The organism is Flavobacterium sp. ov086 (assembly GCF_900187965.1).
Lineage (GTDB): Bacteria > Bacteroidota > Bacteroidia > Flavobacteriales > Flavobacteriaceae > Flavobacterium.
Map to the genome: position 1 here is coordinate 1 of NZ_FZNL01000005.1, position 15,937 is coordinate 15,937.

General features: G+C 31.7%; 10 protein-coding genes. 9 read left to right on the top strand and 1 reads right to left on the bottom strand.

The features are described 5' to 3' along the window. From CHB81_RS07145 to CHB81_RS07175, 7 genes are all read left to right on the top strand, one after another. Window positions 1-1,604: AraC family transcriptional regulator (locus tag CHB81_RS07145; protein ID WP_089351214.1), on the top strand; the 1,604-nt coding region annotated here is incomplete at its 5' end. A 134-nt stretch (window positions 1,605-1,738) separates the two neighbouring features. Further along, the gene (locus CHB81_RS07150; protein ID WP_089351215.1) at window positions 1,739-1,921 is read left to right on the top strand and encodes a hypothetical protein; all 183 of its coding nucleotides are present in this window, start codon (window positions 1,739-1,741) and stop codon (window positions 1,919-1,921) included. A gap of 50 nt (window positions 1,922-1,971) precedes the next feature. Beyond that, a complete protein-coding gene (locus CHB81_RS07155) occupies window positions 1,972-3,681 on the top strand; it encodes a S8 family peptidase (protein WP_089351216.1) in 1,710 nt (569 codons plus the stop codon). Further along, window positions 3,678-5,882, top strand: coding sequence for a lantibiotic dehydratase family protein (locus CHB81_RS07160; RefSeq protein ID WP_089351217.1), 2,205 nt, complete (start codon window positions 3,678-3,680; stop codon window positions 5,880-5,882). Before CHB81_RS07155 ends, CHB81_RS07160 begins: the two co-directional genes overlap by 4 nt. A 2-nt stretch (window positions 5,883-5,884) precedes the next feature. Further along, the gene (locus CHB81_RS07165) at window positions 5,885-6,733 is read left to right on the top strand and encodes a thiopeptide-type bacteriocin biosynthesis protein (RefSeq protein ID WP_089351218.1); all 849 of its coding nucleotides are present in this window, start codon (window positions 5,885-5,887) and stop codon (window positions 6,731-6,733) included. A 661-nt stretch (window positions 6,734-7,394) separates the two neighbouring features. Beyond that, window positions 7,395-10,583, top strand: coding sequence for a SusC/RagA family TonB-linked outer membrane protein (locus tag CHB81_RS07170; protein WP_089351219.1), 3,189 nt, complete (start codon window positions 7,395-7,397; stop codon window positions 10,581-10,583). Between the two features lie 12 nt (window positions 10,584-10,595). After that, on the top strand, window positions 10,596-12,020 hold the full coding sequence (locus tag CHB81_RS07175) for a SusD/RagB family nutrient-binding outer membrane lipoprotein (RefSeq protein WP_089351220.1): 1,425 nt from the start codon (window positions 10,596-10,598) through the stop codon (window positions 12,018-12,020). A gap of 337 nt (window positions 12,021-12,357) precedes the next feature. Here the strand turns inward: CHB81_RS07175 and CHB81_RS07180 are convergent, their stop codons facing one another. Further along, window positions 12,358-12,831 carry a hypothetical protein gene (locus CHB81_RS07180; RefSeq protein WP_089351221.1) on the bottom strand — a complete coding sequence of 158 codons (474 nt, stop codon included), beginning with the start codon at window positions 12,829-12,831 and terminating at the stop codon, window positions 12,358-12,360. A 221-nt stretch (window positions 12,832-13,052) separates the two neighbouring features. Between CHB81_RS07180 and CHB81_RS07185 the strand changes: the two genes are divergently transcribed. Beyond that, window positions 13,053-14,189: a hypothetical protein gene (locus CHB81_RS07185; protein ID WP_089351222.1), complete on the top strand. Its 1,137-nt coding sequence runs from the start codon at window positions 13,053-13,055 to the stop codon at window positions 14,187-14,189. A 63-nt stretch (window positions 14,190-14,252) separates the two neighbouring features. Beyond that, on the top strand, window positions 14,253-15,923 hold the full coding sequence (locus CHB81_RS07190; RefSeq protein ID WP_089351223.1) for a toxin-antitoxin system YwqK family antitoxin: 1,671 nt from the start codon (window positions 14,253-14,255) through the stop codon (window positions 15,921-15,923). The last annotated feature ends 14 nt before the right edge of the window (window positions 15,924-15,937 follow it).

A 15,937-nucleotide genomic window follows, 5' to 3' on the forward strand; every position in this document is an offset into this window, starting at 1 on the left:
ATTTTGATAATGTTGGTAATCAAAAGAAACAAATACTATATACAAATGCCTATATGACTAAGGCAATAAGAGAAAATAATAACATAAGGAAAGCTAAAGCTAATTATCAAATTGCCTTGTTTTATTATAAATCTGATGAGAATAAAGCGATTCAATATCTTGACAGTGTTATAAAATACTCGAAAGGAACAAATGATAAATTTTTCCCCGCTGCTGCTTATTGTGAAAAAGGCAATTTTCTCAAATACCAGTTTAAGTTTAAAGAAGCCATGACCAATTATAATCTGGCAGAAAAGGTAGCACTGCAAACTAATATTGACTATTATTATAAAGTAAGAGAATATATTGGGATTACCAAATCTGAAGATTTGGGAGAATACAATGAAGCATTAGATATTTATAAAGAATGTTATCGATATTATAAAAGCAAAGACGTAAGAAGTTCAAAATATTCAGAAGATTATCAAAGTATCATTTTTGGAATAGCAGATTGTTATAAATCTTTACAGAATAGAGATTCAACTTCCTATTATAACATACTGGGATATAAAGAATCTAAAGCAACAAAGAATGACGAATATAAATATCTTTTTGTCTTAAATGAAGGCGCAAACCAAGTGCTTAAAAAGAATTACAAAGTAGCGCTGGACAGTATTAATAAAGTATTACCTAAAATGATTGAATATGATAATACGGGCAATTTATTGGCTGGTTATTATTATTTAGGAAAATCGTATGAGGGGTTAGGAAAAAAAGCAAAAGCGGCTGAGAATTTTATACGAGTAGATTCTATTTATAAAATTACGAAGGAAATAACTATCGAGTTTGTAGATGGATATCCCTATTTGATTACTTATTTTAAAAACTTAGGAGATAAAGAAAATCAATTAAAATACATATCTAAGTATATGATTATAGACAGTACCCTACAGAAAAATTATCGGGAACTAAATAAGTTGGTATATAAAGAATATGATACTCCGCGTTTAATTTCGGATAAAGAAAGTCTTATTACTTCTCTTAATAATGATAAAATTAAAACCTATTGGGGATTAGGGTTTTCATTTTTAGCGATAATTGGAATAGGAGTTTTTGCAATACATCAATACAAAACTAAAAAAAGATACAGATCAAGATTTGAAAAAATAATAGAAGAAGCAAAAGCCAATAAAAAGGAGGAATTTAATACTGAAAATGTAACAAAAATTGACACTCCAAAAATTGAAGAAATAGGTATTGGGGAGGAACTAATAGATCAGATTTTGGAAAAACTCAGCCGTTTTGAAAAAGAAAAAGGATATCTGGACTCGAATCTTACCGTACAAATATTATCATCAACATTTGATACCAATAGTAAATATGTTTCTAAAATAGTGAATGTATATAAAGGAAAATCATTTATACAATATATTAATGCATTAAGAATCGAGCATGCTATTAAACAATTGCAAGAAAACAATAAATTAAGAAAATATACGGTTCAGGCTCTTGCATTAGAATTTGGTTTCAACAATGCTGAATCTTTTTCGACTGCCTTTTATAAAAAAACAGGTATAAAACCAACCTATTTCATTAAAGAATTAGATTTGGCTGTAAATTCATGATAAACAATGTTTTGATTGAAAATATAAACTCGAAATTCCTGAATTCCGACAAGTAAAGAAAATTATTTGTTAGTTCGATAACGTAAGGACTATATATTTGTAATGATAATAATAAACAAAAAAATCAATTTAAGATGAAAACGAAAAACGAAAAAAAAGAAGCTGGTAAATTTGGTATTGAAAGATTTGAAATAGCCAAATTAAAAAGTTTGCATTCAATTGTAGGAGGAGGAAGTACTGGTCCTGTTAATGATGATCCAGCGGATACGAATGATCATAAACAAAAAAAAGATTCAAGTGTTGAATGCCATAAATAGTATTTTTGAGGTTTATCAATCTTTGTGAAAAAATAAAACCAATATTCTTTATGATTAAATTTTTTTATATAATTATTTTGTTTTTTTTCCTTTTAATAAGTTGTAAATCAACTATAGAATCGGGTAATTATTCTAAAAACAATATATTCAAAAAACAGTTAACAACTTTAGAGTTACAAACTTGGTATCAAAAAGATTATGAAGAAGATAGTATTCCCGGTATTTCATTAGACAAGTGGTATCGTTTAAATAAAAAAACACCCAAAAGCAAAAGTATCATTGTAGCAGTTATTGACACTCAGATTGATATAAATCATGAAGATCTACAAGGACAACTTTGGACAAACAACAAAGAAATCCCAAATAATGGTGTAGATGATGACCATAATGGCTATGTAGATGATGTAAACGGTTGGAGTTTCACCGGAACTAAAAGCGGGGGGTATGTAGTATGGAACAGGTATGAATATGTTCGTATTATTCAAAAATGGGGACCATTATTTAAAGATAAAACAGAAGCTCAAATAGATCCTAAAGACCTATATAAGTATAACGAATATCAAAGAGCTTTAAAAAAGTTTGAAGAAAAAGAGCCATATTATAAAAGATGGTTTAAATCCTTGAATTATAAAGCGGCACTTTATCCTATAGCAAAAGATACGTTAAAATATTTTTTTCCAAAAGAAGATTATACCTATAAACAATTAGATAGTCTCTATAAAAAGTATAAAATTAATGATAAAGAATTTTGGCAAAGACGCAATGATAATGATAAAGATCTAGGAGCATTAATCGGTAGTATGATGGCCAATTTAGATATGGATCAATATACATTAGAAGATGTAGTAGATAAGCAAACTCAGCTTGATTCTATTGTAAATAAAAATCTGAATATTGATTACAACGAGCGTTTGCTAATAGGAGACAATCCTAATGTGTTAGAAAAAGGCTATGGTAATAATAATGTTAGCAATAATAAAGCAGGACACAGACCTATTCAGGATCATTGTACAAAAATGGCAGGAGTTATTGGTGCTAATAGAGAAAACAATATCGGTATAAAAGGAATTGTTCAAAATGTTAAGATCATGCCTTTGAATATTTCTCCCTCAGGAGATGAGCATGACAAGGATATAACTATGGCTATACGTTATGCTGTAGACAATGGAGCAAAAGTCATTAATATGTCTTTTAGTAAACAGTTTTCATTACATCCTGAATGGGTCAAAGAAGCAATTAAGTATGCTGAAGAGCACAATGTATTATTAATTCGCAGTGCAGGTAATGAAGGAGATGATATTGATAAGGTAACCTATTATACAACAGATACTAATTTTGATGACCATAAAGAATTTTGTTCTAATTTTATGGTAGTAGGGGCTGTTACCCGAAAGCTGGACAGTACCTTTGTATGTGATTTTTCTAATTATGGCAAACAAAATGTTGATTTATTTGCTCCGGGTGATGATATATATTCGACTGCTGCGGGTAATACATACAAATTTGATTCAGGCACCTCAATGTCCGTACCAATGGTTTCCGGAACTGCAGCGTTAATTTGGCTTTATTATCCAAATCTTACTGCCGCACAGGTTAAACAAATCATTATGGATTCAGGAACATCTTATGATTTGCAAGTTATAGTACCTGGAACAGAGAATAAAAAAGTTCCTTTTTCGGAATTATCGAAATCAGGAAAAGTATTGAATGTCTATAATGCAATGCAACTTGCCGATAAGGTCAGTAAAAAGAAAAGATGATATCAAATTTCAAGATTACGTCTTTTTCTTCCTATGTATTAAGAACTCCTTTATTACCAGTAACATCATATCTTAATACGGTCGAAAATTATTCAATAGAAAAAGCAAAAAAACTTTATCAAAATCCTTTAATCAAAGAAGCTATTAAGCTGGCTTCTCCTGATTTGATAAAAGAACTGGATAAATGGCTAAGTGATGCTTCCAATTTATCTGATGAAAAAGCAAAAAAGTTAGAAATTACATTTCTAAAATACTTGGCTAGAATGTCCTCTAGATGTACGCCATTTGGTCTGTTTGCAGGTTGTTCAATGGGGAGAATAACTACTGAAACGGAAATTATTCTAGAAGATTCTGTCAATTTTAAACGGTTTACTCAGTTTGATATGCAATTCTGGGTGGTTTTATTGCAAAATATCGCTAAACGAGAAGCTGCAATTTCTCATTTAAGATATTTTCCTAATTCTTCTATTTATGAATTTGGTGATTTCTATAGATATATAGAATACAAATATATTAAGACACAACGAGAACATACTATTTCGGCATTACGAAAATCGGATATATTAACCGAAATAATGCTGAAAACAAAATCAGGATTACCTGTTGCTGATATGATTTCATTTTTGGCTGACAATGATTCTGAAAAAGAAGAAGCTACAAACTTTATCCATCAACTTATAAAATTTCAATTTCTGGTAAGCGAATTAGATGCTGTTGTAACCGGCAATAATGAATTTGACAGAATCTTATCGATTTTAAAGAATATTCCCGATTTAAAAAGAGAATATCAATTTCTCAAAAACATTAATAAACAGATTTTAGATCTCGATTATTCTTTAATTCCAACACCAAATCAATACCAAAAGATCAAAAAAAGTATCGATAACGAAGGATTTGATTATGATGAAAAATATCTTTTCCAAACGGATCTAAACACTGCGACAATATCAAATAACTTAGATAGGGGTATTGTAAAAAAAGTAACTCAGGGACTTTATTTTTTAAATGGAATACAGTCTAAAAAAGAATTTAAGAATCTAAAGACTTTCGTTAGAGAATTCTCCAAAAGGTATGAATCGCAAGAAATGCCGCTTATGAATATCTTAGATACCGAAGCGGGATTAGGCTATCCTATAAATCATGAAATGAATGATTCTCATGAACTATTAGAGGGCTTCTCTTTTAAACAAAAGAAAGAAAAAAGTGTGAATCAAAATTGGAATTCACACGATTTTATCTTAGAAAAAAAGCTTCAGGAATGTCTTTCAAATAAGCAAACTAAAATCACTTTATCCGAAAATGATTTCCCCGATTTTGACGCTAGTTTTGATTCTGTTCCTGTTACATTTTCGGCATTAGTTGAAATTTATGGTGATGAAAAAGTAGCCATAGAATCTTCAGGCAATGTGAGTGCGGCGAAGCTATTAGGCAGATTTTGCAACGGAAATTCAGACATTCATAATTTGACTAAAGAAATTATTCAGAAAGAAGAAGCTTTTCATCACAATAAAATTTTAGCCGAGATTGTTCATATTCCCCAATCCAGAACAGGAAATATTCTACGAAGACCTATTTTAAGGGATAATGAAATCGTTTATTTGGCAAATTCAGGGGTCGAAAAGGAAAATGTACTTGATTTGAATGATTTGTTCGTGTCCATAAAAAACGACAAAATTATACTTCGTTCTAAAAAACTCAATAAAGAAATTATTCCTTGTTTATCAAATGCTCACAATTTTTCTAATAACTCGTTACCGCTATATCATTTTTTATGTGATTTACAGGCACAAAACACAAAACCAATCTTTAACTTTGATTGGGGGATTTTAGAGTCTCATTATAATTATTTTCCAAGAGTAGAATATAAAGAAGTTATACTTTCAAAGGCTAAATGGATTATAACTAAAGAAGATTTGACAGATTTTAATGCGGTAAACAGTGCTGATTTGTTTGAAGCATTTTCTAATTGGAGAATAAGCAAAAATATTCCATATTTAGTTAATTGGGCTAATTTTGACAATACATTATTATTAGATTTCCGAACAGAAATTGGTATTCAGCTATTTTTAAAGTCTACTCAAAACAGAAGTAAAATTATCTTAGAAGAATTTCTATTTGCCGAAAATTCTATCATAAAAAATAGTAATGAAGAAATTTTCAGTAATCAGTTTATACTATCATTTTATAAAGAACAGTCATAAAAATGCAAAGAAATTTTTGTTTAGGAAGTGAGTGGCTCTATTATAAAATTTATACCGGAGTTCAAACAACGGATCTTATTTTACTTGAAAAATTTTATCCCATTATTTCACAATTAAAAAAAAGAAAGATCATTCAAAAATGGTTCTTTATTCGATACAATGATAATGATGCTCATTTTAGAATTCGATTTCTAATAGAAGACAAAAAGAATTTATCAAAAGCAATAAACATGCTTTATCCAGTGATAAATGATTTGCTTCAGGAAAATTTAGCATGGCAAGTTCAAACTGATACTTATCAACGAGAACTGGAAAGATACGGGAAAAACACTATTGAAGATTCAGAATTTTTGTTTTGGAAGGATAGCGAAATGATAATCGAATATCTTTCCTTAAAAAAAACATTTGATGAAAAAGAAATGCCGCTTTTATTCAGTTTTTGTTCAATAAATTCTTTTTTAAACGCTTTTAACTTATCAATTTCAGACAAACTAAACTTAATGCACAGTTTACAAGCATCTTTTAAAGAAGAATTTGAAGCAGATAAAATATTAAAAAAGGAACTTGATAAAAAGTATAGAGAATTATTACCAGCAATAGAGCATTATTTTTCGGAAACATCTAAAAATGACTTTCCGTATTTTTTCGAAATCTTAGAAACAAAAAAAAATCAGATTGCAAAAAAGGCATTAGAAATTGAAACTGTAATTCAAATTCCGATTCATGATTTTTTGTCAAGTCACATTCACATGATGCTTAACAGACAATATACTTCTAAACAAAGAATGTATGAATTGGTTGTTTATGACCATTTATACAGATATTACAAAACTCTAAATTACAAGAGGTAATACAATTTTATTCCTCTTTCTGTCAGAATAAACTATTGTAAAGTCAAAAGTTTATTTACTTCTATTACACCCTTTTTTTTCTACTTCCAGGTTTTAAAAACCTTCGATTTCGCCAATTTCTCTTTGCTAAATTGGTAAATTTCTTACACCCAAAAAAAATACCGATAACTATTAACTGCTTTGTTTTTAGTAATTTAAAACTTTACTAAAACTTTAATTGACATTTTTTTTTCAAAAAAAGTGATTAAAATTTTTGTGTTAAAATTTTTAACATACTTTTGTTCTATCAAATTAGTAGAATTTAAAATTAATACAATAAAAACAGCCTATCAGATACATTTTTAGTTTGAACAGGTAAAAGCCATTTGGCAGTTTTGATCTGATGTATCGCTTTTAAAATTTCTCCAATCTCAAATTCATATAAATTTCTAATAAGAGGACGCTTTAATATTTAGCGTTGAAATCTTACAAAGACAAAATCAAATAATAATAATCCAAAATAAGTAAAAATGAAAAAACGAATGCATAGCATATAAAAAAGAACCATTTCTGCGGGAACAGAAATGGTGAAGCTTAAAGAAATTGTACATCTCTATAAGGAAAGTGAGAGCAGAGTAAATCTGTTTTGGGCTTGCCTTATTTATTAAACTAAAACAAAGTAATGAAAAAAAAATTAAATAGATTTATAGGACTATGTATTTTGTTGGTTTCCATAGGAATTAAGGCGCAGGAAACCAAACCATTAATCCAGTCCAGACTCGAAGGAACAGTAATCGATGCGGTTACAAAAGAGCCTGTTATTGGTGCTTCGGTAAACATAAAAGGAACTACACATGGTGTTGCAACAGATTTAGATGGGAAGTTTTATTTCCAAACCGGACAAAAATTTCCGTACACATTAATAGTAAGTTATCTGGGATATAAAAAAGCAGAAACCGTAGTTACTCAAAATTCGGTTGTGATTAGTCTTACTCAGGAGCAAAATGCATTATCTGAAGTAGTCGTTACAGCACTTGGAATTTCGAAAGAAAAGAAATCTTTAGGATATACCACTCAGGCGCTGAAAGGCAAGGAGTTATCAGACACAAAAGAAACTAACTTTTTGAATAGTCTTACCGGTAAATTGGCGGGAGTTCGTATTACGAATTCTCAGGGAGATATGGGATCTTCGCGTATTGTAATTCGTGGAGAAACTTCTATCGCGGGAAATAACCAACCATTATTTGTGGTAGACGGAGTTCCGGTTGATAATTCGCAGTTGAACACTGTTGGAGGAACACCTGCTTCTCGCGATTTCAAAAATGCAATTGCCGATTTAAATCCGCAGGATATTGAATCATTAACGGTATTAAAAGGACCTAATGCTGCGGCTCTTTACGGATCTCGTGCTGCACATGGTGTTGTTTTGATTACTACAAAATCAGGAAGAAATCAAAAAGGACTTGGTATCAATGTTAGTTCAGGTATAACAATTTCTCAGGTTGCTACATTGCCAAGTTTTCAAAACTCTTACGGACAAGGATCAAACGGAAAATTTAGCTTTGTAGACGGTAAAGGTGGCGGAGTTAATGATGGAGTTGATGAAAGCTGGGGACCTAGATTAGACGGACGCCTTATTCCGCAATTTTATTCAAATGGCCAGGCGGTGCCTTTTGTGGCTCATCCTGATAATGTTAGGAATTTCTTTAATACTGGTCTTACTTATGATAATAGTATTTCGGTGGCAAAATCAGATGATAAATCAGATTTCCGTTTAGGAGTAAACAATCAAAAACAATTAGGAATAGTACCTAACAGCGAAGTAAACAAAACAAATTTTACGGTTAATACGAATTATCAAATATCCAAAAATGTAAAAGTAGGAGTAAATGCTAACTATATTGTTACAGATGCTCCAGCATTGCCGGGTGGTCCAACGGGTAACCGTGCTGCGGGTGTAATGCTTCAGTTTCTTTGGTTTGGACGTCAGGTAGACGTTAACGAGCTTAGAAATAACAGAAATGTTAACTGGAATAACAGCTATTATAGTAATCCATATTGGAATGCTTATTACAATACGACAAGTCAACAGCGTAATCGTTTAATTGGAGATATTCACCTGGATGCAAAACTTGCCGAAGGTCTTAATTTTAAATTCCGTACCGGAGTTGATTATTATAACGATCGCAGAAAGTACGAGATTAGATATGGTACAAACGGAACTCCTTTTGGATCGTATGCCGAAGACGCTTATACGGTAAGCGAACAAAATACAGAGGGTATTTTTACATATACCAAAAAACTGAATGACGATTTTAGTCTGGATGCTCTTGCCGGATTCAATATTCGTAACCACAGTGATGCAAACAATTATCAAAAAGCACCACGTTTAGCGGTACCGGATTTATATACATTGACGAATTCAAGAGATCCGTTAACGTCATCAAACTCGTTATCAAGATTAAGAGTATATAGTGCATATGCGTCGGCACAATTTGGATTTAGAAATTATGCCTTTTTAAACGTAACTGCCCGTAATGATTGGTCATCGACATTGCCAAGCAATAACCGTTCTTATTTTTATCCTTCATTTAATGGAAGTTTAGTATTATCTGATGCCTTAAATCTGAAAAGTAATACACTTGATTTCTTAAAGTTACGTGGCGGATGGTCTGAAGTTGGTAATGATGCAGATCCGTATCAATTGTCTACAGTTTACAATTTTCAAACTGCATTTGACGGAAATCCAATTCAAACCTCCTCTCAAAAGAAACTGAATGAGAACCTGAAGCCAGAAACAACACGTTCTACAGAACTTGGACTTGAGGCTTCTTTCTGGAAAAACAGATTGCATTTTGATTTCGCTTATTATAACACCAATAGTTTTGACCAGATTTTAGAGATAAAAACTACTGCAGCAAGTGGATATACTTCGCAATTAATAAATGCTGGTAAAATAAACAATCATGGTATAGAAATTCAATTGGATGGAAATCCTGTTCAAACTAAAGATTTCAAATGGAATGTGGCTGTAAATTATTCAAAGAATATAAGCAAGGTTGATATTCTGGATTACGACAAACAGATTAAAAACTATACAATTGGTACTTCTGGTGGTGTTGATGTATTAGCCTCTGTGGGACAGGCTTATGGAGCACTTTACGGTACAGCTTATCAGCGTGACGCTAACGGAAATATTGTAGTAGGAGCAAACGGATTGCCAAAAGCTGATCCGCAAAAGAAAGTATTAGGACATTATACTCCGGATTATTTAGCGGGTGTTACAAACACTTTAACGTATAAAAATCTTGAATTTTCATTTCTGGTTGATGCCAGTGTAGGTGGAGAACTTTTCTCTGGAACGAACAGAACCGGTAATTACACAGGTGTTTTGGCTCAGACGCTTCCGGGACGTGGTGCTGAAAATGGCGGATTAAATTACTATTATACAGGCACTACAAAAACTTTGCTTCCGGCAGGTGCAAGTGCCCCAGGTGGTGCAGCAGTATATGATGACGGAATGATTTTTAAAGGAGTATATGCTGATGGAACTCCAAATACCTCTGTTCTTAGTGCTCAGGAATATTACAAAGCATCGTACAATATTAGTGAAGCTTATATCTACAGTTCAACTTTTGTAAAATTAAGAGAAGTAAAATTGGCTTATAACTTCAATAAATCATTTGTTAGAAAACTTGGATTAGAAGGAGCGAGTATCACTGCTGTTGGTCGTAATCTTTTCTTTATCTATAAAGATGCGCCAAATATTGATCCTGAAACAGCTTTCAATACTGGAAACGCACAAGGATTAGAGAGTTTGGCTTTGCCAACTACCAGAAGTTATAGCTTCAATGTTAATCTTAAATTTTAAAAACACGAAATCATGCTAAAAAAGCTATTATATACAACACTACTTGCATTGTCACTGACTTCATGCAGTGATACCCTGGATGATATTAATAAAAATCCAAATGCAACCGAAACTCCATTGGCACCGTATCTTTTGACAGGAACATTAAAACAGGGCGCAGATTTATATTGGGGTTCTGATAATAATTTTAATTCGTCTTTGTTATTTGTGCAGCATTGGGCTAAAATTCAATATACAGAACCGGACAGATACGATGTTTCTAATACGTCATTTACTTCTTTGTGGAATACAGGATATTCGACTTTGATTACCGATTTAAATACGATTTTGAATTTTCCGAATGAACAGGCAAATTCAAATTATAAAGGAATCGCACTGACTTTGCGTTCATGGACATTTTTATTGCTAACAGATGCTTACGGAAGTATTCCGTACAAAGAAGCAGGCTTAAAAGTAACACCGGCATATAATACTCAAAAAGAAGTATACACAGGATTACTTGAAGATTTGAAAAAAGCACAATCGTTATTAAACACTGCAAATGGTGCTGTTACCGGAGATTTGGTTTATAAAGGAGATATTTTAAAATGGAAGAAACTGGTAAATTCGCTTCGTTTGCGTATTGCATTGAGAATTTCGGACAAAGAGCCTGCTTTGGCAAAACAAGCTGCGATTGACGCCACAACAGATGCAGCAGGAGTATTGAGCAGCAATAGCGATACTTTTCAGTTTACTTACACGAGTTCACCACAGCAAAATCCGGCTTCGGCATGGTTTGAGACACGAGATGATTTCCGTATTTCTAAAACATTGGTTGATAAGTTATATGAGTTGTCTGATCCTCGTTTACCGGTTTATGCGCAGTTACCTTCTGATGCAAGTGTGGGTAAATATGTTGGTGGTGCTAACGGATTATCAAATAGTGATGCTAATAGTCAGGGTTTTGCCAAAACATCAAAACCGGGTAAATACTTTCTGACCTCGTCATCACCGGCTGTAATAGCTTCTTATTCAGAAACATTGTTCAATCTTTCTGAAGCAGTAGCACGTGGGTATATTGCAGGAGATGCAGAGCAGCTTTATAAAAGTGCGATTACGGCATCGCTAAATCAATTTGGGATTACAGATGCAACAACTGTTGCTAATTATCTTAATCAGGCAACTGTAAAATACGATGCAACAAATTATGCTAAATCAATAGGTACTCAAAAATGGATTGCATTCTTCGGACAAGGTCTTGATGCCTTTGTAGAGTGGAGAAGACTTGATTATCCGGTATTGACAGCTGGTCCCGCTACGGTTCTGGACGGAAAAATACCTTCTCGTTTCTTTTATCCGGGTACAGAACAGTCACTGAACGGAACAAGTTACCAAGCCGCAATATCAGTTCAGGGAAAAGACCTGTTGACTACAAAACTATGGTTTGATGCAAAATAAAATGGATCACGATATTGATCCTGAATAATAAAAGCAATAAAGCTGCCTCATTGAGGCAGCTTTATTTTTATGATGTGGTATTTGTTTAAAATTATGCTTTAATAAATGTAAAAACCATTACATAATGAGCCAGTTTATAGAAAAAGCACTAATGATAAAAATATTGTGCAGGAATACAAGCTGAAGATAATAGCCTTTAAAATTCAGAATGTAAACCGATGGAATAATTTCCAATAGAAAGATCCAGCTTATAATGTGTAATAATCCATTGATAAGACCTATTAGCAGACTTGCCGTCAAGGATATTTTTTCAAATTCAGAATACCATATCAAATCACTAATTCTGATTCTCAACTTCCACTTTGAATTTACCCCAATAAGGATTATCAGCCATAAGAGAATGTCCAATGACCAGAATATGATTTCCTTTTTGTGTTAGATGAATGCTTAAATCCATTCCAAAAGGACCATCTGAAGATTTATCCGGAAAAATAATTTGATTAAAACGGATATTTCCTTTGCCTGGAGCAGGGATAATCTTTGCTTTTAATTCGCTTATATTTTCATTTTTAAATTTGACATATATTCGCGAATGAATTGAATCTAAGGAACCATTGGCTACAAATAAACCTTTTTCGTCCTTAAGTTTCAGGAATATAGTATCGCCAATTTGTTGGTTATCGTCTTTCTTTTCTTCTTTGATTTTCTTTGTTATAATTGAATCTGAAGTAGAAACAGAAGTTTTTTTGTTCTCTTTTTGCTGACAAGAGAAAAAGAAAATCGAGATTGCAAGTATTGTAAAAAATTTCATAGCAGTATATTTAGTAATATATTACAAATTTGACTCTTTTCTACGATATTTTATTATATAATATCATGTAGATTTTCCAGGATTTATAGATCTGTTTTTTCTTATTGTTTTGATAATATTTTGTGTTGTCTAATTTTTTTTTGTTTACTTTTAAAAACCCAATAGTTAAGACAATCTTAAAAGATTTATTACTGCCAAAAACAAAATTGTAAATATCAAAAATGAAAAAGAACCTTATTTTATTTTTTCTAATACTCAATGTTGCAGGTTTTTCTCAGGCATCAAAAAATAATCTTCAAAAAATTCTCTACTCAGATTTGCAAGATGAAAATCTAAAAGGACCTGTAAAATCCTATCATTTAACGGCAAAATACATTGACCTAAAGAATAAATACAATAATGAAAACAGGATTGCGACCCCAAAAGGGAAGTATTATGAAAATGTTTTTGTTGAATATAACAAGTATGGATTAAAGACAAAATCTTTGATGGGTCTTTTTAACGATAGTTTAGAGTTAGAACCAAAAGGATTAGAGGATCTAGATGTATATAAGTACAGTGAATACGATTTGATTTATAAAAACAAACGTACCAGCAAACAAGATTATCCTTCGATGCTATCGCAGCAATTTTATCGTATACCAGCCAATACAAGTGTATATAGGGAAAGCGCTGTCGAATTGCGCGGTGCAGTACATGAACTTTATGGTATGAATTACGATGAAGACAATAGATACATTACAGATAGAGTACTTTACAGAACAGTAAACAAAGGTAAAAAACTCGAAGATGGTGAAAATGAAGATCTCTACGACAAGAATCTGAAGAGTAAATGGCATTTTGAATACGGCTCAAATGGGTTGTTGAAAAAAATTAGCGTTGGCGGAGAGTATAAATTACAAGACATTATTGTAACCTATAATTACGAACGAAAACCTGTAAAAGCAGAAATAGTATGTGATTACGACAAAAAAGATCGTTTGTTAAAATACACCGTTTTTACAATTGTCGAGAAGGTAAAAGAAGAAATAGGTTTTGTAAAATATGACTATAATTCAAAGGATGGTTTTGCAGAAAGCGAAACTATATTTCAAAAATATCCCGAGGAATATTATTTATCAGATGTGCATAATTACACTCGTAAATACAATAAACAAGGAGATTTGATTGCCAATTTACTGCATGTTGAGCCAAAAGACGAAGAACTAGTTAGAAAAACACAGCTTTATTTAGACAAATACTACGAATATAAATACGATGAATACGATAATTGGATAGAATGCAAAATTAGGGTGAATGATCCGTCAAGTGAAGTTTCTGCCATTATGGAAAGAAAGATCGAGTACTTCACCGATTAATGATTCGCTTAAAATTCGAACAGTTATTTATCCTGACAAAATTTTAAAATTTAAATAAAAACAATGTATTTAAGATTTACTCTAATTCTCCTATTTATAGCAAACCTCTCATTCTCTCAAACAAAATTCGTTGAACGAAAATATAATGTTTATGGTACCGAAAAAGGCTATCTGGATGCAGATGGTTTACAGACTGGTTTATGGCAGCGATTTTATTCTTCGGGAAATATCTCAGAAGAACAAAATTATATCAAAGGGAAATATAACGGTGTTGGAAAAGAATTTTATAATAAAGGACAAGTCAAAGTAATTAAAAATTATAAAGACGGAAAGCTCGATGGCGACTTGCTGGAATATTATGAAAGCGGAATAAAAAGATCAGAAGGAACATACAAAAACGGAAATAAATCAGGAACATACACAGACTTTTTTGAAAATGGAAAAATTTCGCAAGTAGAAAAATTTGATAAAAAAGGAAGGTCTGTTTTTATTAGAGGCTATTCTACAAACGGCAGATTGGCGGTTGTAAAAGATATTGATAAAAAAGGAAATGGCATTTATGAAGTAACGAATGAAGATGAAACGGTTAGAATAAGAGAAATTTATAAGGATCACAATCAGATTTTACAATCAGATTTTTATGATTCGGGTATAATAAAAAAAGAAAATCTTTATGGTTACGAAAAAGGAAAAGATACCAGATGGATGGAAAGGGAATATGACAGAACCGGTAAATTAAGAAGTGAGCGACTGCTTTATCCTCAAAACGAAAGTTATAAAAAAGTGTACGGAGATTCAATAACAGAATTATATCATTACGATAATACTTATTACTCCGGTTATTTTGAGTCTCATTATTTTGACGGAAAAATTGCAGAACAAGGGTATTATAAAAAAAACTTCAAAGATGGAATATGGAAAAGTTTTTATAAAGATGGGAAAATAAAATTTATTGGAAAATTTGTTTCTAAAAATCCACAATTAAAAGACAGTATACATACCTATTATTATCCGAATGGGCAAATAGAAAAAACAGAGATTTATAAGATGGTCGAATCTAAAAATGTTAGAGAAGTCTTTCAAAATTATAATACCGGAAGCTGGATAACCTATTATCAAAATGGGAAAATTAAGGAACAGACAGATTATGGAGAAATTAGTAATGATAGAAACGACGTTACGGCAAAACACCTGGTTTATTATGAAAATGGAAAACTAAAAGTAGAAGAACAATTAAGAAACAGAAGTTTAAACGGGCTTTGCAAATCGTACTATGAAGATGGTGTTTTAGCTTCTGAAATTAATTATAAAGGCGGTCGGAGGAATGGCAAAATGACCGGGTATTTTGAAAATGGAAATATAAAATTTTCAGGAGAAAATAAACGGGATAATAATAAATTTGGTGAATGGCAGTATTATTATAAATCAAGCCCCAATAAGGCAGCTCAAAAAGTAACATATACTGACAAAGGTAAAATTGTAGAACTGTTTTATCCAAATGGGAATAAAATGGCAGAAATGACGCAAGAGGATGAAAATGCGAAGTATAGAAATATTAAGGTTTTTAATACTTCAGGAAAAAAGATATCAATTAATGAATTTGCGTCTGTAAACAAGGACTTTGAAGTAAATGATTGTGTGATGCTTTATAGCGAAACAGAGTTTGTGATTGATGTTGAAATTGAGTTCGAAGATGCAAACAAAACTTTTGTTTTTAATAAGACGTTTAAATAAACCAAGCCAAAAAA

What these genes read in the sequence shown, in the direction of transcription:
- CHB81_RS07150 (WP_089351215.1), top strand. Translation starts at nt 1,739, where the DNA reads ATGAAAACGAAAAACGAAAAAAAAGAAGCTGGTAAATTTGGTATTGAA.
- CHB81_RS07155 (WP_089351216.1), top strand. Translation starts at nt 1,972, where the DNA reads ATGATTAAATTTTTTTATATAATTATTTTGTTTTTTTTCCTTTTAATA.
- CHB81_RS07160 (WP_089351217.1), top strand. Translation starts at nt 3,678, where the DNA reads ATGATATCAAATTTCAAGATTACGTCTTTTTCTTCCTATGTATTAAGA.
- CHB81_RS07165 (WP_089351218.1), top strand. Translation starts at nt 5,885, where the DNA reads ATGCAAAGAAATTTTTGTTTAGGAAGTGAGTGGCTCTATTATAAAATT.
- CHB81_RS07170 (WP_089351219.1), top strand. Translation starts at nt 7,395, where the DNA reads ATGAAAAAAAAATTAAATAGATTTATAGGACTATGTATTTTGTTGGTT.
- CHB81_RS07175 (WP_089351220.1), top strand. Translation starts at nt 10,596, where the DNA reads ATGCTAAAAAAGCTATTATATACAACACTACTTGCATTGTCACTGACT.
- CHB81_RS07180 (WP_089351221.1), bottom strand. Translation starts at nt 12,831, where the DNA reads ATGAAATTTTTTACAATACTTGCAATCTCGATTTTCTTTTTCTCTTGT.
- CHB81_RS07185 (WP_089351222.1), top strand. Translation starts at nt 13,053, where the DNA reads ATGAAAAAGAACCTTATTTTATTTTTTCTAATACTCAATGTTGCAGGT.
- CHB81_RS07190 (WP_089351223.1), top strand. Translation starts at nt 14,253, where the DNA reads ATGTATTTAAGATTTACTCTAATTCTCCTATTTATAGCAAACCTCTCA.